Genomic DNA, 25,458 nt, shown 5'->3' on the forward strand with positions numbered 1-25,458 from the left:
CGGCGCGACCGTAGACTGACCGCGATGACGGCCGCCTTCCGCCCCCCCCGCTACCTCCGCTGGTTGATTCTGGGCGGGGCCGCGCTCCTCCTGGTCGGCGTGGCCCTGCTGCCGGACGTCCGGGCGTTCCTGCTGGCCGCCTTCGCCGCGCTGACCAGCAAGGACCCGGCCGTCACGCACGCCTTCGTGCAGGGCCTCGGCTGGGCCGGGCCGCTGGCACTGATCGGCGCGTTCATCCTTCAGGCGGTCCTGCCGGTCCTGCCCGCCCTGTTCCTGATTGCCGTGACCGCCCACGCCTACGGCCCCGTGCAGGGGTTCGTGATCGTGTACATCGGCACGCTGCTGGGCGCGGCCGCCGGGTACGGCCTGGGCCGCACGCTGGGCGACACGCTGGTCCGCACGCTGGCTGGTGAACGCGCCCGGCTGGCCGCGCACGAGTTCGCCAACCGTTACGGCGTGCAGGGCGTGCTGATGGTGCGCCTGATGCCGGTCCTGTCCGCCGACGTGATGAACCTCGTGGCGGGCGCGGCCCGCATGGGTTTCCGGCCGTTCATGCTCGCCACCGCTGCCGGGGCCCTGCCGGTCACGGCGCTGGTTGTGTGGCTCAGCGAGAACACCCAGCGGCTGATCTGGGGCATGGGGCTGCTGTCGGCCGCCGTGGGCCTGGTCGTCCTGACCCGCTGGCTGATCGCCCGCCGCGCCGCGATCCGCCGCGCAGGAACGGAACTGGCCGGGACGGAAGCAGCCGGGACGGAGTCGGCGGGAACGGAACCGGCCGCCACGGAACTGGCCCCCGCACCGTCGAGCGTACGGACCGACGCGGGCACACGTCCCAGCGCAGGCGCACGGAACAGCGCAGGCAGCGGCCCCCGGCAACCCGGCACCTGATACGGACTCCGATTGAATGGCTTGTAACGCGGGCCTGCTCCCTGTGGGCCGGGAATCCATGCCGCTCCTTCTGTGCGTGGCACGCACGCCGGTGGTCCCGGCCACCGGGGCTGCACTTTGGGTAAACTGCGCTGGACATCCGCACCGCGGACCGCAGGAGGCAGGAGCACATGACTGAAAGCAAGCAGGGCGCTGCGGCGTCGGCATACGAACGCGCGGGGGTCAGCATCGACGCCGGGCACCGCGCCGTTCACCTGATGAAAGATGCGGTTGCCCGCACCCACACCCCGAACGTGCTGGGCGGCCTGGGCGGCTTCGGCGGCCTGTTCCGCGCGGCCTTCGGTCACATGGAAGACCCCGTGCTGGTCGCCAGCACCGACGGTGTCGGCACGAAAACCAAGGTCGCGGTCCGTACCGGGCGCTTCGGTGGGCTGGGCGGCGACATCGTGAACCACTGCGTGAACGACATCCTGGTGCAGGGCGCGCGGCCGCTGTTCTTCCTGGATTACGTCGCCATGGGTAAACTCTCGCCCGAACGGGTCGCGGAGGTCGTGACCGGCGCGGCGCAGGCCTGCGAGGCGCTGGGCGTGGCCCTGCTGGGCGGCGAGACCGCCGAGATGCCCGGCGTGTACGTGGACGGCGAACTGGACATCGTGGGGACCATCGTGGGGGTCGTGGACCGCCCGGCCCTGATCACGGGCGCGCGCATCGAGGCGGGTGACGCCGTGATCGCGCTGCCCAGCTCGGGGCTGCACACCAACGGGTTCTCGCTGGCCCGCATGGCGCTGGACGACCTCGACTGGAACGAGGTGCGCGAGGACCTGCACGGGCAGACGCTCGCGGACCTGCTGCCCGTCCCGCACCGTTCGTACCTGCCGGCCTTCGACGCGTTGCAGGCGGCCGGGGTGGACGTGCGCGGCATGGCGCATATCACGGGCGGCGGCCTGATCGACAACCCGCCCCGCGTGTTCCCCGCCGGGATCGGCATGCAGATCGATACGGCCAGCTGGACCGTCCCGCCCGTCTTCGAGTTGATCGTGGCGCGCGCCGGGGTCGAGCGGCAGGAGGCGTTCCGCGCGCTGAACATGGGCGTGGGCTTCCTGTTCATCGTGCCCGCCGGGCAGGCGCAGGGCGCGCTGGACGCCCTGAAGGCCGCCGGAGAGCAGCCCTGGCAGATCGGCCAGATGACGGCCGGGCAGGGCGTGACGTTCGGGGGGAACGGTTGACCAGGCGACTGGCCCCCACCGGATTCGCCGCGCCGGACCGCGCCACCGCCACCGAATTCTGGGTGGTGCGCCACGGCGAGAGCACCTGGAACGTGGACGGCCGCTACCAGGGGCAGACGGACGTGCCGCTCAGCCCGATCGGGGTGCTTCAGGCGTCCAGTCTGGCCGAGCGTCTGACCGCGCAACCCTTCAGCGCCGTGTACACCAGCGACCTGACCCGCGCCGCGCAGACCGCGCAGATCGTCGCCGAGCGGCTGCACGGCGCGCCGCCCGTGCAGACCGACGTGGGCCTGCGCGAGATCGACGTGGGTGAACTCGCGGGCCTCACCATTCACGAGATCCGCGCCCGGCACGCCGAATACCTTCAGGCCCTCGTGACCGAACCCTGGAGCACCCGCCGTCCCGGCGGGGAGAGCATGGAGGACCTGTACGCCCGCAGCGGCGACGCCTTCACGCGCATTCAGGCGCGGCATCCGGGCCAGCGGGTGCTGGTGTTCACGCACGGCGGCGTGGTCCGCGTGGCGGTCGGTCTGGCGCTCGGCGGTGTGCCCGCCAACGCCTGGGCGCGCCTGAGCGTGTCGAACACCTCGGTCACGCGGGTCCTGCTGGGCGCGGGCAGCGGCATGCTGCTGGGCTTCAATGACGACGCCCACCTGGAAAGCCTGCTGGAAGCCACCGAGGCCGACGACGTGCTCGGACAGGCCCCGTAACAGCCGCACTCCCAGGCGCGGTCGGTCCTGCCCTGGGACCGGCCGCGCTGCGTCTGTGGGAGAACTTGTCCAAGCGGGGCAGGGGTCGGGATGCAGTGCAAAGATGCACTCCGTCCGCAGCAGTGCGCCCCCACCCACCGCCGGGCGGACACTCTGGGCAGGACCGCCGCTTCCTCTGTGCCGCGCCCGGACGGTCCGGCGCGGCCCGCTCCCAGCGGCGGCAGGTGAAGCCATGACGCACCCCGCTCCCCTCATGCCCCCCAGCCTGTCCCTTCCCCCACTGCTGTCTGCCCCGGCACTGCCGCGCATCATTCAGGGCGGCATGGGCGTGGCCGTCTCGGACTGGCGGCTGGCGCGGGCCGTGTCCATGACCGGCGAGCTGGGCGTCGTGTCCGGCACCGGCATCGACACCGTGCTGCTGCGCCGCCTTCAGGACGGCGACCCGGACGGGCACGTCCGCGCGGCCCTGAGCCACTTTCCGGACGCGGCCCTCGCGGCGCGCACCGTGCAGCGCTTCTTCCTCCCGGCGGGCCGCGCGGCGGGGCAGCCGTATGCCCGCGTGCCGCTGCCCACCGCCGAACGGCACCGCGACGCCTGGGAACTGTCCGTGCTGGGCGCGTTCACCGAGGTGTTCCTGGCCCGCCAGGGGCACGCGAACCCGGTCGGCCTGAACCTGCTGACCAAGTTGCAGCTGCACACCCTGCCGTGCCTGTTCGGGGCGATGCTGGCCGGGGTGGACACCGTGATCATGGGCGCCGGGATTCCGCGTGACATTCCGCGCGTGCTGGACGCCCTGGCGGCCGGGCAGCCCGCCACCCTGAACCTCGACGTGCGCGGCGGCGACCCCGTGCCCCTGACCCTGGACCCGGCCGCGTACGGCGGGACGGGCGCGGCCCTGACCCGCCCGAAGTTCTACCCGGTGGTGGCCTCGCACGTGCTGGCGGGCGTCCTGGCCCGCAAGGCCAGCGGGCGCGTGGACGGTTTCGTGGTCGAGGGGCCGACGGCCGGGGGGCACAACGCCCCGCCGCGCGGCCCCCTGACCCTGGACAGCAGTGGTCAGCCGGTGTACGGCGAGCGGGACGGGGCGGACCTGCCTGCCCTGCGCGCCCTGGGCCTGCCGTTCTGGCTGGCCGGCAGTCACGGCACCCCGGACGCCCTGGCGCGGGCGCTGGCAGCGGGCGCGGCGGGCATTCAGGTGGGCACGCTGTTCGCCTTCGCCGCCGAGTCCGGCCTGCGCGCCGACCTGAAAGCCGACGTGCAGGCCCGCGCGCACGCCGGGACGCTGGAGGTGTTCACGGACCCGCTCGCCTCGCCCACCGGGTTCCCGTTCAAGGTCGTGAACCTGCCCGGCACGCTCTCGCAGGCCGGGGCGTACGCGGCGCGCGGGCGGGTGTGCGACATCGGGTACCTGCGCGAGGCGTACCGCACCCCTCAGGGCGGCGTGGGCTGGCGCTGCCCAAGCGAACCCGTCGCCGCCTACGCCGCAAAGGGCGGACAGGCGGCCGACACGGCCGGACGCAAGTGCCTGTGCAACGCCCTGATGGCCGACGCCGGGTACCCGCAGGTGCAGCGCGGCGGGCACACCGAGCCGCCCCTGCTGACCAGCGGCGACCGCCTGAACGACCTGCGGGACCTGCCCACCCCCTACCGCGCCGCCGACGTGATCCGCGTCCTGCGCGGCTGAACCCCGCCGCGCGCCCATGCGCTAGCCTGGGGAGCACATGCGTCTCCTTCACACCACCCGCTGCGGCCGGGGCAGACCGTGACCGCCCCGCTGACCCCGGCCGGAAGTCCGCCGCCCCGCGACCTGCTGGCCCGCTACCGCGCCGGGGACCTGCGCGCCCTGGCCCGCGCCGTCACGCTGGCCGAGGCTGGCCTGCCCGGCGCCCGGCCCCTGCTGCGCGCCGCGCGTGAACGGGCCGCGTCCGGCGCGCGGGCCGTGGTGCTGGGCGTGACCGGCAGCCCCGGCAGCGGCAAGAGCACCCTGACCGACGCCCTGATCGCCCACCTGCGCGCGCGCGGGCAGCGGGTCGCGGTGCTGGCCGTGGACCCCAGCAGCCCCTACAGCGGCGGCGCGATCCTCGGGGACCGCATCCGCATGCTGCGCCACCACGCCGACGCGGGCGTGTTCGTGCGCTCGCTCGCCAGCCGGGGCGCGCTGGGCGGTCTGTCCGCGCGGACCATGTCGGTCCTGTCCCTGCTGGAAGGCGCCGGGCAGGCAGGCACGGCGTTCGACTGGGTGATCCTGGAAACCGTGGGCGTCGGGCAGTCCGAGGTGGACATCGCCGCCGCGTGCGACCACACCCTGCTGGTCCTCACCCCGGCCGGCGGGGACGGCGTGCAGGCCTTCAAGGCCGGGATCATGGAGATCGCGGACGTGATCGCCGTGAACAAGGCCGACCTGCCCGGCGCCGCCCGGACCGTCCGGGAACTGATGGCCGCGCAGGGCCTCGGCGCGCACGACGAGCACACCTGGATGGCGCCCATCCGGCAGACCATCGCCTCGAAGGCCGAGGGCCTGGACGCCCTGATCGACGCGGTCGAGGCGCACCGCGCGCACCTGGGCGAGACTGGCCTGCTGGCCCGCCGCGAGGCCCGCGCGGAATTCGAGGTCCGGTCCCTGGTGCAGGAGCGGCTGCTGAGGCTGGCCCGCGAACGCAGCGGCGACCTGTACGCCCGCGTGGCCCGCGGAGAACTGGACGCCGACGAGGCCGCCGACACCCTGCTGGAGCAGGCGTGAAGGCCCGCCCCGTGGCGGGCGGCCTGCTGGCCTTCCTGACCGCGCAGCGCCTGCTGGAACTGCGGGTCGCGCGCCGCAACGAACGCTGGGCGCGCGAGCAGGGCGCCGCGGAGTACGGCCAGGAACACTACCCGCTGTTCTTCGTGCTGCACCCCGCCTGGATGCTGTGCACGTACCTCGAAGGCCGCAACGGTCGGCGCGTGAACGTCCCGGCGCTGCTGCTGTTCCTGCTGGCCCAGCCGCTACGGTACTGGGTGATCCGCACGCTGGGCCGCTACTGGAACACCCGCATCCTGATCGTGCCCGGCGGGCAGCGCGTCACGGGCGGCCCGTTCCGCTACCTGCGTCACCCGAACTACGCGGTCGTGGCGCTGGAACTCGCCGCCGCGCCACTCGCGGTGGGCGCGTGGCGTACCGCGCTGGCCTTCACGCTGCTGAACGCCGCGCTGCTGCTGGGCATCCGCATTCCCGCCGAGGAACGCGCCCTGGCGCACTACCGCGCCGGGCAGGGGGAACCGTGAGGCTGCCCGCCCTGATACGGACTCCGATTGAATGGACTGCAAAGCCCGTTCAATTCGGGCAGAGGGAGCAGAGCAAGTAGGAGTCGAAGCGGGTTCCGGACATGGAGCTGGCAGGGGCGGTGCTGTCCCGGGGTGTTAACCAAACAAACGGCAGTCCGTATGAGCGGACGACCCTGCGTTCAGGCGGACTGCGGGAAGCGGCGCTCGAACACCAGTCCGGTGGGCGTGTCGGCCAGCATGACCGGCGTCACCACCGGCACGCCCTGCAACTCCATGCGCACGCGCCCCGCGTCGTTGGTGTGCGCCACGCCCGCCGCGACGCCCTGCACGGTCCAGCCCTGATGCGTGGCGGCCAGCAGGACCTCCAGTTCGTCCAGCCCGCCGCGCAACTGCGGGGTGAACAGCGCGGCGCGGGCCGGGCGTGACTGGGCGCGCAGTTCGCGCTGCACGTCCGCCCAGTTCGGCGCGCCCAGCCGCATGAACCCGGAAGGGTGCCGCTCGGCGTGCACCACGAACGCGCCCCGCAGGTCAGCCACGGCGCCCGCCAGGGCCTCCGCGCCGGGCAGGACCAGCGCCACGTCGAAATCGGGCAGCACGGCACTGAAGTAATCGGCGGCGTCCTGCACGTCCCGGGCACTCAGGTGCGCCAGGGACTCGCCCACCTGCTCCGGGCTGGGCAGGGCGCGGGCGATGGCGGCGCGGAACACTTCAGTCATACCCGCAGGGTAGTGCGGCGGGTCTTTCGCGGCTGTCACAGACCGCTGCGCGGACCTTCACCAGGCGTTCACCTGCCGGGTTGCCCGCCCCCCCCCCAAGCCCGGCCCCCTCCAGCCCGGCCCCCCCCAGCCCCTCCGGCCCGACAGACCGGACGCACCCCGCAGCCCGCCCGGCCCGCACACCACCCGACCCACCCCGCGCGGGATACCGTGCGGCCATGCAGGCCCGCCTCCCCACCCCACCCGCCCCGGCCAGCCCCACCGGCACAACGACCGCTGCCGCCACCACCGCCCGCCACGCCGCCGCCATCGCCGTGGCCGTCACCGCCGGGCACTTCATCAACGACGCCTACAGCGCCATGCTCACACCCCTGACCCCCGCCCTGCAGGCCAAGTATGGGGTCAGCATCGCCGCCGTCACGCTGCTGTCCAGCGTGTACTCGCTGACCAGCAGTGTCCTGCAACCCCTGCTGGGCATCCTGGGCGAGCGGCTGGACCGCCGCTACGCCGCCGCGCTCGGCCCCCTCATGACCGGCGTCGGCCTGACCCTCATGGGCTTCGTGCCGTGGTTCGGGGCGCTGATCCTGCTCGTCGCCGTCGCAGGCTTCGGCAGCGGCTTCTTCCACCCCGCCGGAGCCGCGTACGTCGCGCAGCACAGCCCCCCCGACAGGCGCGGCCTGTGGGCCAGCCTGTTCAGCGCGGGCGGCACCGCCGGGATGGCACTCGGCCCCGTGTTTGCCGGGGTGGGCCTCACTCACCTGCCGTGGTTCGCGCTGATCGGTGTGGTCGTCGCCGCCATCACCTTCGCCGTCACGCCGGGCGGCGTGCAGAAGGCCAAACGCATCCCCATGCGCGACTACGCCGGCATCTTCCGTGGCCCCCTCGTGTGGCTGTGGGCCATGGCCGTCCTGCGCTCGCTGGCCAGCATGGGCTACAACGCCATGCTGCCGTTCATGCTGCTGGCACGCGGCTACGGCGCGCGCGAGGTCGCCATCACGCTCGCCGTGTACTCGGTCGCCAGCGCCATTGGCGGCATCGTCGGCGGACGGCTCAGCGACCGCCTGGGCCGCGTGACCGTCCTGCGCGGCGCGATCCTCACCACCATCCCCTTCTTCGCGCTGCTGATCCTCTCCAGCCCCGCCAACTGGTGGTTCTACCCCCTGACCTTCATCGTGGGCGCCGCCGTGAACGCCAGCATCCCCGTCGGCGTCGTCACCGCGCAGGAGTACGCGCCCGGCCACGTCGCCGTTGCCAGCTCGATCATGATGGGCTTCTCCTGGGGCTTCGCGGGCCTCCTCGTGTTCCTCGTGGGCGCGCTGGCCGACGCTACCAGCCCCACCACCGCCGCGCTCGCCGCACTGAGCCTGCTGATCCCCAGCGCCATCATCGCCGCGCGCCTCCCGGAACCGAAGAAGGTGCAGTTCAGCTGAGCGGCGGCCGGGCCGGATACGGATTCCATACGACAATCAGGGTGGGTTCCGAGACATTCCTCGGGACCCACCCTGTTCTGTCCCCGTTCTGTCAGGCGGGCGCGAGTTCCCGTGCTTCCTGCGCGCGGACGGCGTCCATGACCAGTTTCAGGGTGTCGCGGCGCTGGGCGGCGTCGGGGATGTTCAGGCTGACGATCACCTCGTCGGCGGCCGCGTCGCGGGCCAGGGCGTGCAGGCGCGCGGCCACACTCTGCGGGTCTCCGATGATGGCACGGCGGCGCATGGAGTCGGCCAGCGCGCGTTCCTGCGGGGTGTACGGGTAGGCCTTGGCCTCGGCGACGGTGGGGTAGGGGGCGCTCTCGCCGCGCGTGAGGCGCAGGAACATCAGGCCCAGCGGCAGGCTGAGTTCCTCGGCCTCGGCGGCGGTGGGGGCGGTCACGACGCTCGCGGCGACGATCACGCGCGGTTCCGGGAAGGCTTCCAAGGGCTGGAACGCGGCGCGGTACGCGTCGGCGGCGGCGCGGGCCTGCGCGGTGTCCGGGTTGATGTGCCACGCGAACGCCAGCCCCGCGCCAGCTTTGGCGGCGACATGCGCGCCGTAGCCACTGCTGCTCAGAATCCACAGCGGGGGGAACAGTCCCTCGCCTGCCGGGGCCGCGACGGTGCCCGCGAAGGGGTGCCCGGCCGGGTACTGCCCGGTGCCGAAGGCGATCAGGTCCGAGAGTTGCCGCTCGAAGGACTCCTCGATCATTCCCTGCGCGCCCCGCAGCGCGCGGGCCGTGCGGCCGTCCGTGCCAGGGGCGCGGCCCAGGCCCAGGTCCACCCGGTCCGGCGCGAGGGCCGACAGCAGCCGGTAGCCTTCCGCCACGCTCAGCGGCGCGTGGTTGGGCAGCATCACGCCGCCCGACCCCAGCCGGATGCGTGTGGTGCGCTGCGACGCGGCCGCCAGCACCGCGAGCGGGACGCTGGACGCCAGTGCGCCCATGTTGTGGTGCTCGGCCACCCAGTACCGCGTGAACCCGGCGTCCTCGGCGGCCTTCGCGTATGCCAGCGCCGCCTCCACCGACCCGGCCGCGCTGGACCCCAGCGGCACGGGAACGAGGTCGAGCACGGACAGCGGCAGGGGAGAGGAAACACTCATGCCCGGCAGTCTGCGCCTGAGCGCACGGGGAAAAGCTGCGCGTGGTCACGAAGCGGCACCTCCCCTGGCCCGCACCCCCCTAGCCCACAGCGTCCGCGCGTCCTGTCGTTCCGTCCGGCCGCGCCTATCCTGTAGGGCATGAGGTTCCACGCTTGAACAACGACATTCCCGTGCAGACCCTCGGCGGTCAGGGCGAGGTCATGGCGCACGCGGTCGACGCCTGCGTGCACTGCGGCTTCTGCCTGCCCGCCTGCCCCACCTACGCGCTGCTGGGCGACGAGATGGACAGCCCGCGCGGCCGGATCGTCCTGATGAAGGAGGTGCTGGAGGGCGGCCTGCCCCTGCTGGACGCCGCGCCGCACCTGGACCGCTGCCTGGGCTGTCAGGCCTGCGTGACCGCCTGCCCCAGCGGCGTGCCGTACGGGGAACTGATCACCGCGTTCCGGGGCTGGAGTGAACCGCAACGCCAGCGCAGTCCGCTGGACCGGGCCAAGCGTGCCGCGATCCTGAAGATCCTGCCCGCCCCGAAGGTATTCAGCGTGGCCGCCCGCCTGGGGCAGTTCGCCAAGCCGCTGGCGCCCGCGCTGCCTGCCGCGCTGCGCAGCCCGCTGGACCTGCTGCCCGAATCGGTGCCTGCCATGCAGCCCAGCGCCGCCTTCACGCCCGCGCGCGGCGTGCGGCGGGGGCGGGTGGCGTTCCTGGTCGGCTGCGCCCAGCAGGCCCTGACGCCCAACTTCAACGCCGCGACCCTGCGTGTCCTGAGCCGCAACGGCATCGAGGTCGTCATTCCCGACGGGCAGGGCTGCTGCGGCGCAGCCGCGCTGCACACCGGCGCGCGGGACGAGGCGCTGAAACTGGTCCGCGCGAACCTGAACGCCTTCAACCCCGACGACTTCGACGCGATCCTCTCGAACGCCGCCGGGTGCGGCGCGGGTCTCAAGGAGTACCCGATGGTCCTGCACGGCGAGCCCGACGAGGCCCGCGCGCAGGCCTTCGCCGCGAAGGTCATGGACATCAGCGAGTACCTGGGCGGCCTGCTGGCAGACGGCACGCTGGAACCCACCCTGCCCGCCAGCCGCCCCCTGAAGGTCGCGTACCACGACGCCTGCCACCTCGCCCACGCGCAGGGTGTGCGCGCCCAGCCGCGCGACCTGCTGCGCGCCATTCCCGGCGTCACCGTCCTCGAAATCCCCGAGGGCGACCTGTGCTGCGGCTCGGCCGGCACGTACAACCTCGAACAACCCGAACTCGCCACGCAACTCGGGGCGCGCAAGGCAAAGAACATTCTCTCCACGCAGCCCGACCTGATCGCCAGCGGCAACATCGGTTGCCACACCCAGATCCAGAGTCACGTGCGCCGCCAGGGCGACCGCGCGCCCGTCATGCACACCATCGAGATTCTCGACCTGGCGTACCGGGGGGAACTGTGAACGGGGATAGGGGATGGTTGATGGTTGATGGAGGAGGGTACTCGTGAGCACGGAGAAACTCGCGCTGACCACGAATTCGGGTGCCCGCAAACCTGCCTCGGCGGGTGGAGCACATAACTCCCTGGCCGCCGAACTGACGCGCCTGCTGGGGCCGCGCAAGGTGCTGTCGAACCTGTCCGAACGCCTGAACTACCGCTACGACGCTATCCAGTTCGGTGCCACGCCGCTGGCCGTCGTGCTGCCCGAAAGCACCGGGGACGTGGTGGCCGCCGTGCGGGCGGCGCGCGCGGCGGGCGTGCCCATCGTGGGGCGCGGCGCGGCCAGCGGCCTGTCGGGCGGCGCGGCCCCCACCGAACCCGGACTGGTGATCTCGTTCACGCGCATGACCCGCCTGACCATCCACCCCGAGCGGCGTGAGGCGCAGGCGCAGGCGGGCGTGATCACCCTGGCCGTCAGCGACGCTGCCAGACCGCACGGCCTGATCTACCCGCCGGACCCCGCCAGTTTCCGCACGAGCACCATCGGCGGGAACCTTGCGGAGAACGCGGGCGGCCCCATGTGCTTCAAGTACGGCGTGACCGGCGATTACGTCCGCGCCCTGAGCTTCGTGGACGCAGACGGAGAGGAGCACCACGTCACCCGCGACGCCTTCGACCTCGCCGGACTGCTGATCGGCTCCGAGGGCACCCTGGGCCTGATCACCGAGGCCACCCTGCGCCTGATCCCGCCCGCCACGCACACCCGCACCCTCATGGCGCACTTCCCCGAGGTCGGCGCGTGCGCCGAGGCGGTCAGCGCCGCCATCGCCGCCGGGGCGGTGCCCAGCAAACTGGAGTTCATGGACCGCGCCTGCACGAACGCCGTCGAGGACTACCTGAACCTCGGCCTGCCCCGAGACGCCGAGGCCGTCCTGCTGGTCGACACCGACGGAGACGACCTGAACACCGTGCAGGACGAACTGCAACTCGTGGCCGACGCCTGCGAACGCGCCGGAGGCACCGTGCGCCGCGCCGCCACCGACGCCGAGGGAGCCGCCCTGTGGCGCGCGCGGCGCAGCGTCAGCCCCGCGCTGGGCCGCATCCGCCCGCAACGCATGAACGAGGACATCGTCGTGCCCCGCTCGGCCCTCCCGGACGTGGTCCGCGAGATCCGCGCCCTCGGCGACGCCAGCCCCTTCCGGCTCGTGCAGTTCGGGCACATCGGAGACGGGAACCTGCACCCCAACATCCTGTTCGACCCCCGCCGCGAGGACACCCACGCCGTGCACGACCTCGCGCACCAGATCGCCCTCGTCGCCATCCGGCACGGCGGCGTCCTGAGCGGCGAGCACGGCATCGGCTCCATGAAACGCGACTTCATGACCGACGCCGTCGACCCCGGCACCCTGAAGGCCCTGTGGAACGTCAAACGCGCCCTCGACCCGCACCTCGCCCTGAACCCCGGCAAGATTCTTCCTGCGGAAGGAGTGAACGGGTGATGGTTGAAAGGAGATGGACGAACGGCCGCGCTGGTTCCATCAACCACCGACCATCAACCATTCACTCTGCCGGAGGCGCCCCATGACCATCCTTGACCTGTCCCCCGGCGACCAGACCGTCACCGTCAGCGGCGACACCACCCTCCCCGAGGTGTTCGCCGCGCTGCCCGCCGGACTGTACCCGCCGTTCCCGCACGTGAACCTGCCCGGCACGGTCGGTGACCTGATCCTGCGCGGCGGCTTCGGGCAGACGTTCCCGTTCGCGTCCGACATTCTGGGCGTCACCTTCCGCGCGCCCAGCGGCCGCGTGATCCGCGCGGGCGGCCGCACCGTGAAGAACGTGCAGGGCTACGACCTGACCCGCCCGTTCGTGGGCAGCTTCGGCCTGCTGGGCGAGGCACTGGAGGTCACGCTGCGCCTGCGCCCCGGCCTGAGCACCGGGCACGTCGTCCACCCCGGCCCGCTGGCCCCCACCGCCGCCCGCTTTACCTGGGCTGCGCCAGACGGGACGCACGCGGTGCACTTCGGTCACGAACGCGAGGTCCGCGCCCTGCTGGATCTGCCCGGCGCGGTCCCCGTCACCACCCCACCCGACTACGCCCCGCTGTTCCCGAACGGAATGGGCATCGGCGAGGGCGGCCCCCTGCGCGACCTGCGCTTCACCTGGCACGACGGCGCTGCCCACCCCACCCCGCCAGCCCTGTTCCGCACGCTGGCCGCCAGCCTGTAATACGGACTGCCGTTTGTTTCGTTAACAACCCGGTGGTGTTCCGGATTGCCAGCGAAACAAACGGCAGTCCGTATGACCGGAGCAGTGTCCTGTGACCGGATAAGGAACACCCTGCGCCGCACGACAGACTGTCAGAATCAAATACCCCCCTGACCGGAATCACTATCATGAGCAGGTGCACAAACACATAACCCTGATGACCGCCCTGCTGCTCGGCAGCGCCACCCTCGCCAGCGCCCAGACCGTGGAACTCCGCATCCTCGAAACCACGGACCTGCACACCAGCGCCCTCGGGTACGACTACTACCAGGACAAACCCACCGGCGAATTCGGCCTGGAATACACCGCCACGCTCATCAACAACGCCCGCAACGAGAAACGCAACAGCCTGCTGTTCGACAACGGCGACCTCATCCAGGGCAACCCCCTCGGCGACTACGTGGCCCGCATCAAACCCCTCGCCGACGGCCAGATGCACCCCATGCACGCCGCCATGAGCGTCCTCAAATACGACGCCGCCAACCTCGGCAACCACGAATTCAACTACGGCCTGCCCTTCCTCAAGCAGATCATCGACGCCGCCCCCATGCCCATCGTCAGCGCCAACACCTACGTCGACGACGGCACCGGCAACCCCGGCGCGAACGCCTTCACCCCCTACCTCATCCAGCGCCACACCGTCTACGACACCAACGGCCGCCCCTACATCATCAACGTCGGCATCATCGGCCTCCTGCCCCCCCAGATCGTCCAGTGGGACAAGAGCAACCTCGACGGCAAGATCGTCACCGCCGACATCGTCCAGACCGCCCAGAAATTCATTCCCCAGATGAAAGCCCAGGGCGCCGACATCATCGTCGCCATCGCCCACAGCGGCATCACCGCCGACTACACCCCCGGCCAGGAAAACGTCGCCACCGAACTCACCAAAATCCCCGGCATCGACGTCGTCCTCTCCGGCCACAGCCACCAGGTGTTCCCCGGACCCGTCTACAAGAGCATCCCCGGCGCCGACATCACCAAAGGCACCATCAACGGCAAACCCGTCGTCATGGCCGGCTTCTGGGGCAACGACCTCGGCATCGTCGACCTGAAACTCGACTACGACCGCAAAACCCAGAAGTGGACCATCCAGGACAGCAGCGCCCTCGTCCGCCCCATCTGGGACGCCACCGCCAAGAAAAACCTCGTCACGCCCGACCCCCGCATCGCCCGGGCCGTCAAAACCGCGCACGAAGGCACCCTCGCCTACGTGCGCGGCAAGGTCGCCGACCTGACCGCCCCCATCAACTCCTACTGGGCGCTCGTACAGGACGACCCCAGCGTGCAACTCGTCAACAGCGCCCAGACCGCCTACGTCAAGGCCGCCCTGGCCGACACGCAGTACAAGGACCTCCCCGTCCTGTCCGCCGCCGCGCCCTTCAAAGCCGGCGGCCGCGCCGGAGCCAGCTACTACACCGACATCCCCGCCGGCACGCTCGCCATCAAGAACGTCGCCGACCTCTACGTGTACCCCAACACCGTTCAGGCCGTCCTCATCACCGGCGCGCAGGTCCAGGAATGGCTCGAACGCAGCGCCGGGCAGTTCAAACAGATCGACCCCACCAAGACCGAACCCCAGGACCTCATCGACACCAGCTTCCCCACCTACAACTTCGACGTGATCGACGGCGTCACCTACGAAATCGACGTCACCCAGCCCAACCGCTACAACAGCAAAGGCGAGGTCGCCAACGCGGATGCCCACCGCATCAAGAACCTCACGTACATGGGCAAACCCATCGACCCCAACCAGCAGTTCGTGATCGCCACCAACAACTACCGCGCCAGCGGCGGCGGCAGCTTCCCCGGCCTGACCGGCAAGAACATCATCCTCGCCGCCCCCGACGAAACCCGCCAGGCACTCATCGGCTACTTCAACCAGCAGAAAACCATCAACCCCACCGCCGACGGCAACTGGAAACTCACCCCCATCCCCGGCGCCACCCTGCTCTACACCAGCAGCCCCAACGCCCAGAAATACCTCCCCGCCGGCGCCACCCTCACCAAAACCCGCGAAGACGGCTTCGCCGAATACACCATCAAAAACTGAACGCACAGCAGCAAAGAGAAAGCCCCCCACCAGTACAGTGGGGGGCCTTCTCCTGACGGTGGAAGTTAGGAAGGATTCTTCTTGACAACCACTTCGCCGCCCTGGTAGTAGCGGGTAAAGCCAGTCTTCAGGTCCTGCACGATGTAATCAATGCGGTAACTGCCCTCATCCTTGAACGCCTGCGTGACACTCAGGACTGTTCCAGCAGGCAGCACCGGGTCAATACGCTGGCGGGTGGGTGTCAGGGTCGCCATACTGTTGTCGTAAGCGAGTGTGATGACCCGAACTTCGTTGGTCGTCGAGCCGGGAATGGTCCAGGTCGCAGAGGTGGGGTTGACGGCTCCGGGCGTGCTGTCGGGAACGACCGTAGTGACAACGCCGGAACCCAGGCCCGCGATCATTGATTCGCTGGCAGTCCGGCTGATGCGGATGGGCATCTCCTGAATATTGGCATTGGTGCCGTCATAGGAGGTGACACGCATGGTGTAGTTGCCGTTCTGCACGTAAGGTTGAGCGTCCATCAGTGCGCCCAGTTCAAAGACGCGGAACATGATGCCTGCAAGATTGACGGGCACGTTATAGGAATAAGGCGCCGAGGGGCAGACCTGTCCGCTCACGGCCGTCGCTGGGTCGCAGACCAGATCGACCCGCAGACTGGAGACCCCATTGTCGTCACTGGTCTGAATGGCAATCGCAGACGTGCGCGTGATGATGGCGCGGGTAGGTGTGGCGTAAGGATCGGCAATGTATCCAGGCATCAGGATGCTCAGGGCTGGCGGTTTGTTGTCGCTGACCTGCGTGGTGACGTTGTTGCTGCTGCTCAGACTGCGCGTACTGCCGTCTGCCAGGATGGCCTGGGCCGTAGCGGTAATGTTATAGGTGTTGCTCGAGAATTCCGGTCCGATGATATCCAGCGGAATGAACGCCTCGTAGATGCCCGAACTGACCTGAAGGGCCTGTCCATATACAGTCTTGACGACCTGCCCACGGAAGTCGCGTACCTCGAGTTTCACGTCGTCTGTGCCGCTGATCGGCTGGAGTTTGAACGTGCTGACGGACTGCCGGAACTGAACCCGGACCGTGGTGGGTCCCGTGATCGTGGCGCCCGCATCGGGACTCACGATGGACATGGTCGGAGCCGCCACGTTGAGGATGTTTACCGTCTGGAGGCTACTTTCGCCGCGCAGATTGCTCTCGGTCAGTGCGATGGCTCTCAGGGTCAGGTTGCCATCAGCGTATTTCGTCGTATCGATGCTGAAGGTCGCGTTCGCGTTGGCGCTGGTGTAGGTGGTGTTGTCGATGTTGCCCTTGCTGTCACGGACTTCCAGCACGAGGCTCTTGACCTTGCTGGTCACGTCGAAGTTCCCTGACACGCTCACGCTCAAGCTGCCGCTGAAAGGCGGCGTACCAGTTGAATTGATGGTGATAAGAGGCGCTGGCGCCGTTTCTGCAGGAGTTCCCGAACCGTCGCCGCCCGTGGTCGTTTTCGATGTGAAGGTGAACGGAACAGCGTTCTGTGAGTCGTTAAAGCGGACGGACAGCGGCAGGCTGGTGACCGCAGGATTAGCGGCCAGAACCTTGCTGAACAAGTCGGCGTCACTGATGGTTCTTTCCACGCTGCGGTCGGCTGGCGTGGTACCCGGATCGTTGTAATTGCAACTGCTGGTGGTGTTGGCACACGTGAAGCCGGAGGGCAGCGTGAACGGGGAGAGGTTGACTGTCTCCGACTTGGCCGTATTACTGGTCGGGTCAGTCCAGGTGATGGTCGCGGTTGAGACCGTCACTTCACGGCCGCCGGCCTTGTTCGTAAAGGTGAAACTGGTCGAGCCGGGCAGATTTCCGGAGGCGGCCGTGACAGTGCTCGATTTGGCACTCACAGCCACAGAGCCCCCCTCCGGGGAAGTCTGTGATCCGCAGGCCGCAAGAATCAGGGAAAGGGTCAGGAGTGGAAGTTTCTTCATGCGGGGTCCTCCGGGGTGGGGGCGTCTTTGAGGTGTGGGTTGAGGATGTAGAAGGCGAGGCGTTTCATGCCTGCGAGGAAGTCGACGTTTTCGACGATGAGACCACGCCATTCGTCACTGATTTCTTGCATGCCGGTGCGTTCGTGGGTGCGGGGTTGGATGACGACTGGGGCGAAGTTCAGGATGCCTTTGATGCCGGCGTCGGCGAGGGCCTGTGCGGCGTCCTGGGCGTGTTCGGGTGGGACGGCGAGGAAGCCCATGTCGACGGTGGTGTGGCGGGCGAAGTCGCGGAGTTCGTCGGTGTGGCGGACGGTGAGGCCGCGGACCTGCTGGCCGACGAGGGCGGGGTTCACGTCGAACAGGCCGACGTACTGGAACTGGTAGTCGCTGGCGCCGGGGTAGTTGGCGATGGCCTGTCCGAGGCGGCCGACGCCGACGATGACGACGTTCCAGGTGCGGTTCAGCCCGAGGACGCGGACGAGTTCGCGTTTGAGGACGGGGACGGTGTAGCCCATGCCGCGCGTGCCGAACCGGCCGAAGTACGCGAGGTCCTTGCGGACCTGGAAGGCGCTGACGCCGGCGCGTTCGGCGAGGTCGCTGCTGCTGGTGCGGCTGATCTCCTGCGTGTCGAGTTGTTCGAGGATGCGCAGGTAGGTGACGAGGCGGCTGATGGCGGCGGTGGGGATTTCTGCCACGTTAGCGGATCCGGAAGCTGTCGAGGCCGTTGGTGGCGAGGCGGGTTTCGGTGCGGGTCAGTGCGTCGGGGTTGGCGTAGGGGCCGACGAGGACCGTGACTTTCTTGCCTTCGGGGGCGTTGACGGTGGGGTTGTATCCGAGGTCCCGGAGTTGCTGCACGAGGTTCTGGGCGCTTTCCACGCGGTCGAACGCGCCGACCTGCAGGTAGGTGGGGCCGCTGGGTGCGGGGGGCGTGGCAGCCGGAGTGGTGGCGGCCGGGGTGGTGGCGGCTGGTGTGGCCGGAGTCGCGGCGCCGCTCTGTGCGCGGGGCGGGTACAGCAGGGCGCTGGGGTAGGCGCGGTGCACGTCGGCGAGGGCCTGGCGGGCGCTCTGCTCGTCGGCGAACGGGCCGATCTGCGCGACGACCTGCGTGCCCACGTCGATGGGGTAGACGGTGTACCCGAGGCCCTGGACGGCGGCGGCGGCGTTCTGTGCGGCGGCCGCGCTGCTGAACGTGCCGAGCGTGATGCGGTAGTCGCTGCGCAGCGGGACGCGGGCCTCGCTGGTGGCGACGGCCCCCTCGGGGCGCGCGGCGACGGCCGTGCCGGGGGTGTCGTCCGTGGTGGCCTCGTCGGCCTGGGCTGCGTCCGTACTGGTCGCGTCCGGGCTGCTGGCGTCCGTGCTGGCCGGGTCGGCACTGGTGTCGTCGGTGTTCGTGTCGGCCACCTGCGGGTCGCCGATGGGCGCAGCCTCGATGACGGGGGTGTCGTCGGTGGCGGTGGCGGTGCCGGTCGTGGCCGTGTCGGTGGTGGTTGCGGCGCTGTCGGTGGTCGGGGCCGTCTCGATCGTTCCGGCGGGCGCCGTCTCGACCGTGCCGCCCGGAGCGCTGGGAATGCCGGTGTCGGCAGGGGCAGAGGCATTCGTGCCGTTGCTGGTCGCGCCGGGCGTGGTGGTCTGGGGCGTGCCGCGCAGCAGCAGCGTGCCGAACCCGCCCAGCAGCAGCAGGACCAGCAGGCCGATCAGCAGGTCGGGCCAGCGGCGCGGGCTGGTGGTGGACTTGCTCATTTCAGCGCTCCGGCGGCGCGGGCGTTCCCGAGGGCCGCGGCGGTCTTCAGGGACGCGCGGGCGTCGGTTTCACGGGTCTGGGCGCGCTGGGTCAGGCCCAGCAGGTACCACGCCTCGGCGTTCTTCGGGTCGTCGCTGACCAGGCCGCGCAGGATCGCCTCGGCTTCCGGGTAGCGTGCGCTGGCCAGCAGGGCGCTGGCGAGGTTCTGGCGGGCGGTGGGTGTGGGGTTCAGTTTCACGCTCTCGCTCAGGGCGGCGGCCGCTCCGGCGTAGTCCTTCTGCGCGTAGGCGCTGAGGCCCAGCCACAGGCTGGTGTCGGCGCTGGGCGCGCGCGTCTGGCTGGACGTCAGGGCCTTGATGGCCTGCGGGTACTGCCCCTGGCGGTACGCGGCGACGCCCTGCACGAACAGCGCGCGGGCCAGGGTGGCCTCGTCGGGGCGCAGCGTGAGGGCCAGCGCGGCGTCGCGGGCGGCCTCGGCGTTCTGGTTGAGGGTCAGGCGCACCCCGGCCAGCGCGGCACGGTAGGCGGCGTTGTCCGGCGCGAGCTTCACGGCGTTCTGGTAGAAGCTCAGCGCGCCGGGCCGGTCGTTTCGCAGGGCGCGCAGTTCGCCCACGCGGGCGAAGGCGACGGCGTTGCGGCCGTCCTCGCGGGTGGCGTCCTGCGCGGCGAACACGGCGGCGCGGGTGTCGCCGCTCTGGGCGAGGATGTCGGCCTTGCGCAGCAGCAGCGTGGCGCGGTCGCTGCCGTTGGCGGCGCGGGGCACGGCGGCGTCCAGTTCACGCGTGGCGCGTTCCGGCAGACCCTGCGCGACGTAGATGTCGGCCAGCAGCAGCGCGGCGTCCACGCGGGCGGGCGCCTGGGCCAGCAGCGCGTACACGCCGGGCAGCGCGGCGGCGCCCTGCCCGCTGAGGGTCCGGGCCTGCGCGAGGCGGTACTGCACGTCCAGGTTCTGCGGGTCGAGCGCGCTGATGGAGGCCAGCGTGCCGGTCAGGGCCGCGAAGTCGGCCTTGCGGGTCTGCTCGGAGGCGAGTGCCTCGAGGACCTGCTGCTGCGCGGCGGGACTCGCCTGGTCTTTCATCAGGGTCGCGGCCTGCCCGTACAGCGTGAGGGCCTGTTCGTGGTTACCGGCGCGGGTGGCGATCACGCCCAGGTTGTACGGCCCCTCGAAGCGGGTGGGTGCCAGCGCCGCGAACTGGGTGAATTCGAAGGTGGCGCCCCTGTCGTCGTTCTGCGCGAACAGCACCAGCCCCAGCCCGAAGTGCGGGGCGGGGTTGGTGTAGTTCTGCGTGATCAGCGACTCGAAGGCCGCGCGGGCCTGCGGGTAGTTCCGGGCCTGGAACGCGGCCTGCGCGGCGTCCAGTTGCGTCTGCTGTTCGGGAGTCAGGGGCGTGACGGTCACGGCGGGCGTCGCCGCGCTGCCTGCGCTGCTGGCCGGGTCGGCCGCCGTGCCGGGCGCGGTGGGAAGGTTCACTTGCGGGATGGCGGGCGTACCGGCAGATTGCAGGGTGTTCTGAATCCCGGCCGCGCCGACCGTCTCGATCATGGTCTGGGCGGCGCCGTGGCTGGCGAGGGCCAGCGTCAGGCCCAGCAGAACGGAACGTGTGTATTGCGTCACCTTGATGGCCTCCTGGTGTTCGGAAACGCGAGTAGCGTAGCATTAACCTCTATCGGAACCCTTACTCATGTGCGATTCGGGTACCCATGTGCGGTTCAGGCGGGCGCGGCCTGACCGCCTCCCGATTCGCCGCTGACCGCGTACGGGCGTTTCAGGGCCAGCTGCCCGCACGCCGCGCCCGCATCCCGCCCGCGCGAGCGGCGCACGCTGACATCCACCCCACGCGCTTCCAGGGTGTCGTAGAAGGCCTGGAGCTGCTCCTCGGTGGTGCTCTCGAAGTCCGAGCCGGGCCAGGGGTTCATGGGAATCAGGTTCACGTGGCTGACCATGCCGCGCAGCAGGTCGGCCAGCAGTTCCGCCTGCCACAGGTGATCGTTGATGCCCCTGAGCATGGTGTACTCCATGGTGATGCGGCGGCCCGTGACCGACTGGTACTCGCGGGCGGCGGCCATGATCTCCTCGATGGAGTTCACCGCGCCGGTCGGGATGATGCGGCGGCGCGTCTCCTCGTCCGGGGCGTGCAGACTGATCGCCAGTTTGATGCCCAGGTCGTCCTCGGTCGCCAGCCTCTGGATGCCCTTGGCGATCCCCACGGTCGAGAGCGTCACGCGGCGTTTGCTCATGTCCAGCGCGTCCGGGTGCAGCAGGATGCGCGCGGCCAGCATGGTGTTGTCGTAGTTCAGCATGGCTTCACCCATGCCCATGAACACCAGGTTGCGGATCTCGCGCGGCGCGAAGCCCTCGCCGCCCGCCACGGCCAGCACCTGCCCCACGATCTCGCCGGGCGTCAGGTTCCGGCCGAACCCCATCGCGCCCGTCGCGCAGAACGCACACTTGGCCGGGCAGCCGACCATGGTGGACACGCAGATGGTCTTGCGGTCCAGGTACGGCATGTACACCGCCTCCATCTGCCGGCCGTCCATCAGCGTGAACAGGTACTTCACGCTGCCGTCGGCGCTGCGGACCGTCTCGATCAGCTTGAACGGGTTCAGCTGGTACGAGGCCTCCAGCTGGGCGCGGGCCTGGGCGGGCAGGTTGGTCATGGCGTCGAAGGTGCCCACGCCCTGCTCGAACACCCACTCCAGCAGCTGCTTGCGGCGGAAGCCCTGCAACGGGTAGGCGTCGGGGTGAAGGTCCAGTAAAAGCTCCATGAAGACAGTGTACGGGGCGGGCGGCTCCCCTTCCGTGAGGCGCACCGCACCGCCAGTACCGCACCGCCAGCACTGGCCCTCGCGCCGCCAGGGTCAGACCGGCGTGACCCGGCCCCCCACCCAGACCTCGGTGCCGCCCTCGGCCGGGGCGTACTGGGCGCTCAGGCGGGCAGGCTGACCGGGACGGCGCTGCGCCGCGCGGATCAGGGTACTGTCTGCCGGCAGGCGCCCCAGGTGGCCCAGCACGCCGGTCAGGCAGGCCAGCATGTTGCTGCTCGCGGCGTCCTCGGTAAAGCCCTTCAGCGGCCCGAACGCCCGGAAACTCACGTCCGCGCGGGCCGGGCCACCCATGCAGAACAGGATCAGGCCGGTCGTACCCGTCGCACGGTTCACGTCGCCCACGGCCGCGTCGTCCGGCACGAAGGCGTCCAGGGTGCCCGGGTCCGCGACCTCCGCCACCAGATTCGGGCGGCCCGTCCCGGCCACCCAGACCGGCCCGGTAGGGGAGAGCCCCAGTGTCGACAGGTCCGCCGTGACCGCCTGCACCGTCACCACGCCCTGACGCAGCAGCCACTCGCCGCCGCACAGCTGCGCCATCTGCACCTCGCCGCCTGCCTCCGGGTCGCCCTGCGTGACCTCCACCACGTCCAGCAGGCCCGCGCGGCCCTGCACGGCGCTCAGCGCGGCAATGGCGGCGCTGTCGCTGCTGCCCTTCTCACGGGTCGGCGTGAACACCCGCAGCCTCAGGCCCGTCGGGTCGGCCGCCTGCACGAACACACTCAGGGGCGCACCCGAGGCGGCCGCCCGCGCCTGCTCGTCGCCCCCCTCCAGAAAGACGGCCACCTGTTTTCCGCCGTTGCCGTCCGGCGCGGCGAACACCCGGCGCAGGTCCGGCACGGGCGCAGTCTCGGAGTCGGTGACGGGAGCGGGTTCAGCGTTCATGCCGTCATTCTGACCCACGGACCGTGCGCCACCGGCCGGGCCGTCTCGACACCTGCCCTCACGCGCTGCCCTTACGCGCTGACCCACTCGCGCAGCAGGGTTTCGAGGTGCTCGTCGTCCAGTTCGTCGTGTTCGGCCAGCGCCTTGATGTGGTCCGTGACGCGCCGCAGGGCGTCCTCGCCGTAGTGCAGGCCCATCTCGCGGGCCTTGTAGGCGATGGCGTGCTTGCCCGTGACCTTGCTGGCCGCCTGGATGCGGCGGCCCACGCCGAACACGCCGGGCGGGATGGCCTCGTACGCGCCGGGGTTCAGGTAGATGGCTTTCAGGTGCATCCCGGCCTTGTGGTTGTACGCGAATTCGCCGGTCAGGTAGTTGTTCCAGGGGATCGGGAGGTCCACCATGCGGGCGATCATGCGGTCGAGTTCCGGCAGCAGGTCGAGGTTGTACTTGTCGATCAGGCCCTGCGGGTCGAAGGTGAACATGCGGGCCAGGAACCCGCCCAGCGGCGTGATGCCGTTGCGCTCCCCGATGCCCAGGATGGTCGTGTCGATGTGCGTGGCTCCGGCCTCGACGGCCTCGTAGGCGTTACTGACGGCGCAGCCCGTGTCGTTGTGCCCGTGGAACTCGATGCCGCACTCGGCGTGGATGACTTTACGGACCTCGCGCACCAGCGTGTACACCTGCCGGGGCGTGGCGACGCCGACAGTGTCGGCCAGTCCGACACGGTGCACGCCCAGGTCCGAGACCGCCTTGTACACGGCCATCAGGTCGGCTTCCTCGCTGCGGAAGGTGTCCTCGGCACTGAAGCGGATCTGGAGGTCCGGGTGGTTGGTCTTGATCCAGCTGATGACCTGCTGGGCGCTGTCGATGATCTGCCCGATGTTCTTGCCGTGGCTGAATTCGCGCAGGAAGGAACTGGTGCCGAACAGCAGGTCCAGGCCGTCCACGCCGGTGTCCACGGCGCGCTGCACGTCGTCCATGTGACAGCGGACGTGGGTCAGGAACTTGGCGTTCAGGCCCAGGCCCGTCAGGCGGCGGATGTCGGCGTGCGTCTGGGCGCTGACCATGGGGGTGGTGACCTCGATGAATTCCGCGCCGAAGGCGTCCAGGGCGCGGGCGATCTCGATCTTGTCGTCGGTCTTGAAGTTCCCGCGTGCGAACTGCTCGCCCTCCCGCAGGGTGGAGTCGATGATCGCCCACGAGCGCGCGGGGATCAGGGGGGCGGGGTGTTCGGCGGTCGCGGTGGGGTCCTGGGTCATGGGGGCTGCCTCTCGTGCGGTATTCTGCGCGTCTGCCTGATGAATGTCAATCAAATAGGCTAAATAGATATCAATTGATAAGAGATTGGAAGACATTCCCCTTTCCGTTCCTGCCGCTCCCGATTCCCGAACCCGGTTCAGACCCGCGGACCCGCCAGACGGCTGATTCGCCCCGCGCGGCGCCGGTGTACCGTGGACACCATGTCGTCCGTGCCCGCCCCCAGCCCCACAACTGAATCGATCAAGAGTCCGGGCCGCGAAATTGCCGCCATCGCCGTACCCGTCAGCCTCGAAATGGTCATCCAGCTCGTCCTGACCTTCATCAACCAGATCATCGTCGGCACGCTCGGCGCGGTCGCCGTCGCCGCCGTCGGCCTGAGTGGCAGCCTCGGCTTTCTGTTCTTCGTCACCCTGGGCGCCCTGGGCAGCGGCACCAGCATCCTCATCGCCCGCCGCGCCGGAGCCAGCGACCAGACCGGCGTGAACCACACCCTGACCGTCAGCGTCGCCACCAGCGTCCTCGCCGCGGCCCTCCTGACCGTCCCGGTCGTCCTGGGCGCCGGAACCCTCCTCGCACTGGCCGGTGGTGAGCCAGCCGTCACCCGCGCCGCCACCCCCTACATGCAGGTCAGCATGCTCGCCCTGATCCCCGGCAGCCTCGGCTGGATCCTCAGCGGCGCCCTGCGCTCCCTCGGGCACGCCCGCACCCCGCTGGTCGTCACGTCCGTCACCGTCGTCGTCGAGAGCCTCCTGGCGTACGGCCTGGTGTTCGGCACCGGCCCCCTCCCGCAACTCGGGGTGGTCGGCGCCGCCTGGGCACTGGTGATCGCCAACACCCTGAAAGTCGCGCTGCTCGCCTACCAGATCTACGGCCCCCGCCACCTCGCCGCACTCACGCTGCCCCCCCGGCCCGCGTGGCGGTCCATCGCCGCGCCCCTCCTGACCATCAGCGCGCCCATCGCGTTTACCGAGTTCGCCTGGAGTCTCGGCGGATTCCTGTACGCCGCCGTGTTCGCCCGCGTCGGCACCGCCGCCCTGGCCGCCAGTCAGATCGTCGGGACGCTCGAAGGCATCTTCATCGTCGGGTCGTTCGGCCTGATGAGCGCCGCCACCGTCTTCATCGGCCGCTCCCTGGGCGCGGGCGACGCCGCCGCCGCGCAACGCTGGCTCTCACGCATCGGGCGCGCCGGGATCGTCACGGGCCTCGGCTTCGGCGTGCTGTTTGCCGCCAGTGCCCTGACCGTGCCCGGCCTGTTCCCGAAAGTCGGCGCGGACGTGCACCACATCGCCCTGTTCGGCATCCTGATCAGCGCCGTCACGCAGGTCGTCAAGGTCCGCAACATGATCATCGGCGGCGGCGTCCTGCCCGGCGCGGCCGACGGCAAGGGCGTCATCATCGGCGACGTGGTCGGCGCGTTCGTCGTGGGCCTGCCGCTCGCCATCGGCCTGGGCCTGTACTCCCCGCTGGGCGTGTGGGGCGTGTTCCTGGCCCGCAGCGCCGAGGAGGTCGTGAAGGTCCTGATCTTCGAATGGAGGCGCCGCCGCATCGACTGGGACCGCCTCGCCACCGAACAGCGCGGCAAGGAAGTGGCCGCCGCCCACTGATCAATGGCCCACTGATCAATAGAGCGTTTGTCATAAGAATGCCGATGGATGGGCGTGCCGGAACCACCCAAAGATGTTTTGAG

Annotated in this window: 21 protein-coding genes; 12 read left to right on the forward strand and 9 right to left on the reverse strand. The window is 70.2% G+C overall.

The genetic code is table 11. From position 1 onward, the window contains the following. Nucleotides 1–24: 24 nt before the first annotated feature. The 6 genes from IEY70_RS17060 to IEY70_RS17085 all read left to right on the forward strand — a co-directional run bounded on the left by IEY70_RS17060 (nucleotide 25) and on the right by IEY70_RS17085 (nucleotide 6,085). Nucleotides 25–888 (forward strand): TVP38/TMEM64 family protein, encoded by an 864-nt coding sequence (locus IEY70_RS17060; RefSeq protein WP_189066239.1) that lies wholly within the window; start codon nucleotides 25–27, stop codon nucleotides 886–888. Nucleotides 889–1,058: 170 nt separating this feature from the next. Beyond that, complete coding sequence (gene purM, locus IEY70_RS17065; RefSeq protein WP_189066240.1) at nucleotides 1,059–2,114, forward strand: phosphoribosylformylglycinamidine cyclo-ligase; 1,056 nt, start codon at nucleotides 1,059–1,061, stop codon at nucleotides 2,112–2,114. Then, complete coding sequence (locus IEY70_RS17070; protein WP_189066241.1) at nucleotides 2,111–2,824, forward strand: histidine phosphatase family protein; 714 nt, start codon at nucleotides 2,111–2,113, stop codon at nucleotides 2,822–2,824. Before purM ends, IEY70_RS17070 begins: the two co-directional genes overlap by 4 nt. A gap of 232 nt (nucleotides 2,825–3,056) precedes the next feature. After that, nucleotides 3,057–4,508: a beta/alpha barrel domain-containing protein gene (locus IEY70_RS17075; protein WP_229778016.1), complete on the forward strand. Its 1,452-nt coding sequence runs from the start codon at nucleotides 3,057–3,059 to the stop codon at nucleotides 4,506–4,508. Nucleotides 4,509–4,586: 78 nt separating this feature from the next. After that, the gene (gene meaB / locus IEY70_RS17080; protein ID WP_229778018.1) at nucleotides 4,587–5,564 is read left to right on the forward strand and encodes a methylmalonyl Co-A mutase-associated GTPase MeaB; all 978 of its coding nucleotides are present in this window, start codon (nucleotides 4,587–4,589) and stop codon (nucleotides 5,562–5,564) included. Beyond that, nucleotides 5,561–6,085 (forward strand): isoprenylcysteine carboxyl methyltransferase family protein, encoded by a 525-nt coding sequence (locus tag IEY70_RS17085; RefSeq protein ID WP_189066242.1) that lies wholly within the window; start codon nucleotides 5,561–5,563, stop codon nucleotides 6,083–6,085. Before meaB ends, IEY70_RS17085 begins: the two co-directional genes overlap by 4 nt. A 179-nt stretch (nucleotides 6,086–6,264) precedes the next feature. On the opposite strand, the gene IEY70_RS17090 is transcribed toward IEY70_RS17085, so the two are convergent. Then, nucleotides 6,265–6,801 carry a hypothetical protein gene (locus IEY70_RS17090; protein ID WP_189066243.1) on the reverse strand — a complete coding sequence of 179 codons (537 nt, stop codon included), beginning with the start codon at nucleotides 6,799–6,801 and terminating at the stop codon, nucleotides 6,265–6,267. 218 nt (nucleotides 6,802–7,019) lie between these two features. Here IEY70_RS17090 and IEY70_RS17095 point away from each other — a divergent pair, with 218 nt between their 5' ends. Beyond that, nucleotides 7,020–8,231, forward strand: coding sequence for an MFS transporter (locus tag IEY70_RS17095; protein WP_189066244.1), 1,212 nt, complete (start codon nucleotides 7,020–7,022; stop codon nucleotides 8,229–8,231). Nucleotides 8,232–8,322: 91 nt separating this feature from the next. On the opposite strand, the gene IEY70_RS17100 is transcribed toward IEY70_RS17095, so the two are convergent. Beyond that, on the reverse strand, nucleotides 8,323–9,372 hold the full coding sequence (locus IEY70_RS17100) for an LLM class flavin-dependent oxidoreductase (RefSeq protein ID WP_189066245.1): 1,050 nt from the start codon (nucleotides 9,370–9,372) through the stop codon (nucleotides 8,323–8,325). Between the two features lie 152 nt (nucleotides 9,373–9,524). On the opposite strand from IEY70_RS17100, the gene glcF reads away from it, so the two are divergent. The 4 genes from glcF to cpdB all read left to right on the forward strand — a co-directional run bounded on the left by glcF (nucleotide 9,525) and on the right by cpdB (nucleotide 15,101). Further along, nucleotides 9,525–10,802, forward strand: coding sequence for a glycolate oxidase subunit GlcF (glcF, locus tag IEY70_RS17105; protein WP_189066246.1), 1,278 nt, complete (start codon nucleotides 9,525–9,527; stop codon nucleotides 10,800–10,802). Between the two features lie 43 nt (nucleotides 10,803–10,845). After that, entirely contained in the window at nucleotides 10,846–12,279 is a 1,434-nt protein-coding gene (locus IEY70_RS17110; RefSeq protein ID WP_189066247.1) for an FAD-binding oxidoreductase, read from the forward strand. Between the two features lie 82 nt (nucleotides 12,280–12,361). Further along, nucleotides 12,362–13,009 (forward strand): FAD-binding oxidoreductase, encoded by a 648-nt coding sequence (locus IEY70_RS17115; RefSeq protein ID WP_189066248.1) that lies wholly within the window; start codon nucleotides 12,362–12,364, stop codon nucleotides 13,007–13,009. A gap of 196 nt (nucleotides 13,010–13,205) precedes the next feature. After that, on the forward strand, nucleotides 13,206–15,101 hold the full coding sequence (gene cpdB, locus IEY70_RS17120; RefSeq protein WP_189066258.1) for a 2',3'-cyclic-nucleotide 2'-phosphodiesterase: 1,896 nt from the start codon (nucleotides 13,206–13,208) through the stop codon (nucleotides 15,099–15,101). Between the two features lie 65 nt (nucleotides 15,102–15,166). Here cpdB and IEY70_RS17125 read toward each other — a convergent pair whose 3' ends face one another. The 7 genes from IEY70_RS17125 to lysS all read right to left on the reverse strand — a co-directional run bounded on the left by IEY70_RS17125 (nucleotide 15,167) and on the right by lysS (nucleotide 23,770). After that, complete coding sequence (locus IEY70_RS17125; RefSeq protein WP_189066249.1) at nucleotides 15,167–17,062, reverse strand: hypothetical protein; 1,896 nt, start codon at nucleotides 17,060–17,062, stop codon at nucleotides 15,167–15,169. Next, the gene (locus IEY70_RS17130) at nucleotides 17,059–17,757 is read right to left on the reverse strand and encodes a redox-sensing transcriptional repressor Rex (protein ID WP_189066250.1); all 699 of its coding nucleotides are present in this window, start codon (nucleotides 17,755–17,757) and stop codon (nucleotides 17,059–17,061) included. The genes IEY70_RS17125 and IEY70_RS17130 overlap by 4 nt, the downstream gene beginning before the upstream one ends. Before the next feature lies 1 nt (nucleotide 17,758). After that, nucleotides 17,759–18,802, reverse strand: a complete 1,044-nt coding sequence (locus IEY70_RS17135; protein WP_189066251.1) for an SPOR domain-containing protein — start codon at nucleotides 18,800–18,802, stop codon at nucleotides 17,759–17,761. Continuing rightward, nucleotides 18,799–20,418, reverse strand: coding sequence for a tetratricopeptide repeat protein (locus IEY70_RS17140; RefSeq protein WP_308425532.1), 1,620 nt, complete (start codon nucleotides 20,416–20,418; stop codon nucleotides 18,799–18,801). The genes IEY70_RS17135 and IEY70_RS17140 overlap by 4 nt, the downstream gene beginning before the upstream one ends. A 95-nt stretch (nucleotides 20,419–20,513) precedes the next feature. Continuing rightward, nucleotides 20,514–21,569: a dual-specificity RNA methyltransferase RlmN gene (gene rlmN / locus IEY70_RS17145; protein WP_189066252.1), complete on the reverse strand. Its 1,056-nt coding sequence runs from the start codon at nucleotides 21,567–21,569 to the stop codon at nucleotides 20,514–20,516. 93 nt (nucleotides 21,570–21,662) lie between these two features. After that, nucleotides 21,663–22,511 (reverse strand): PhzF family phenazine biosynthesis protein, encoded by an 849-nt coding sequence (locus IEY70_RS17150; protein ID WP_229778019.1) that lies wholly within the window; start codon nucleotides 22,509–22,511, stop codon nucleotides 21,663–21,665. A gap of 71 nt (nucleotides 22,512–22,582) precedes the next feature. Beyond that, the gene (gene lysS / locus IEY70_RS17155) at nucleotides 22,583–23,770 is read right to left on the reverse strand and encodes a homocitrate synthase (RefSeq protein WP_189066253.1); all 1,188 of its coding nucleotides are present in this window, start codon (nucleotides 23,768–23,770) and stop codon (nucleotides 22,583–22,585) included. 201 nt (nucleotides 23,771–23,971) lie between these two features. On the opposite strand from lysS, the gene IEY70_RS17160 reads away from it, so the two are divergent. Beyond that, nucleotides 23,972–25,375: an MATE family efflux transporter gene (locus IEY70_RS17160; RefSeq protein ID WP_189066254.1), complete on the forward strand. Its 1,404-nt coding sequence runs from the start codon at nucleotides 23,972–23,974 to the stop codon at nucleotides 25,373–25,375. Nucleotides 25,376–25,458 lie beyond the last annotated feature (83 nt).

The organism is Deinococcus seoulensis, from assembly GCF_014648115.1.
Classification (GTDB): Bacteria; Deinococcota; Deinococci; order Deinococcales; family Deinococcaceae; genus Deinococcus; species Deinococcus seoulensis.

Excerpts from the sequence above, each read along its gene's own strand:
- IEY70_RS17060 (WP_189066239.1), top strand. The coding sequence starts at position 25 with ATGACGGCCGCCTTCCGCCCCCCCCGCTACCTCCGCTGGTTGATTCTG.
- purM (WP_189066240.1), top strand. The coding sequence starts at position 1,059 with ATGACTGAAAGCAAGCAGGGCGCTGCGGCGTCGGCATACGAACGCGCG.
- IEY70_RS17075 (WP_229778016.1), top strand. The coding sequence starts at position 3,057 with ATGACGCACCCCGCTCCCCTCATGCCCCCCAGCCTGTCCCTTCCCCCA.
- IEY70_RS17090 (WP_189066243.1), bottom strand. The coding sequence starts at position 6,801 with ATGACTGAAGTGTTCCGCGCCGCCATCGCCCGCGCCCTGCCCAGCCCG.
- IEY70_RS17095 (WP_189066244.1), top strand. The coding sequence starts at position 7,020 with ATGCAGGCCCGCCTCCCCACCCCACCCGCCCCGGCCAGCCCCACCGGC.
- IEY70_RS17100 (WP_189066245.1), bottom strand. The coding sequence starts at position 9,372 with ATGAGTGTTTCCTCTCCCCTGCCGCTGTCCGTGCTCGACCTCGTTCCC.
- IEY70_RS17115 (WP_189066248.1), top strand. The coding sequence starts at position 12,362 with ATGACCATCCTTGACCTGTCCCCCGGCGACCAGACCGTCACCGTCAGC.
- cpdB (WP_189066258.1), top strand. The coding sequence starts at position 13,206 with ATGACCGCCCTGCTGCTCGGCAGCGCCACCCTCGCCAGCGCCCAGACC.
- IEY70_RS17125 (WP_189066249.1), bottom strand. The coding sequence starts at position 17,062 with ATGAAGAAACTTCCACTCCTGACCCTTTCCCTGATTCTTGCGGCCTGC.
- IEY70_RS17135 (WP_189066251.1), bottom strand. The coding sequence starts at position 18,802 with ATGAGCAAGTCCACCACCAGCCCGCGCCGCTGGCCCGACCTGCTGATC.
- rlmN (WP_189066252.1), bottom strand. The coding sequence starts at position 21,569 with ATGGAGCTTTTACTGGACCTTCACCCCGACGCCTACCCGTTGCAGGGC.
- IEY70_RS17150 (WP_229778019.1), bottom strand. The coding sequence starts at position 22,511 with ATGAACGCTGAACCCGCTCCCGTCACCGACTCCGAGACTGCGCCCGTG.
- lysS (WP_189066253.1), bottom strand. The coding sequence starts at position 23,770 with ATGACCCAGGACCCCACCGCGACCGCCGAACACCCCGCCCCCCTGATC.
- IEY70_RS17160 (WP_189066254.1), top strand. The coding sequence starts at position 23,972 with ATGTCGTCCGTGCCCGCCCCCAGCCCCACAACTGAATCGATCAAGAGT.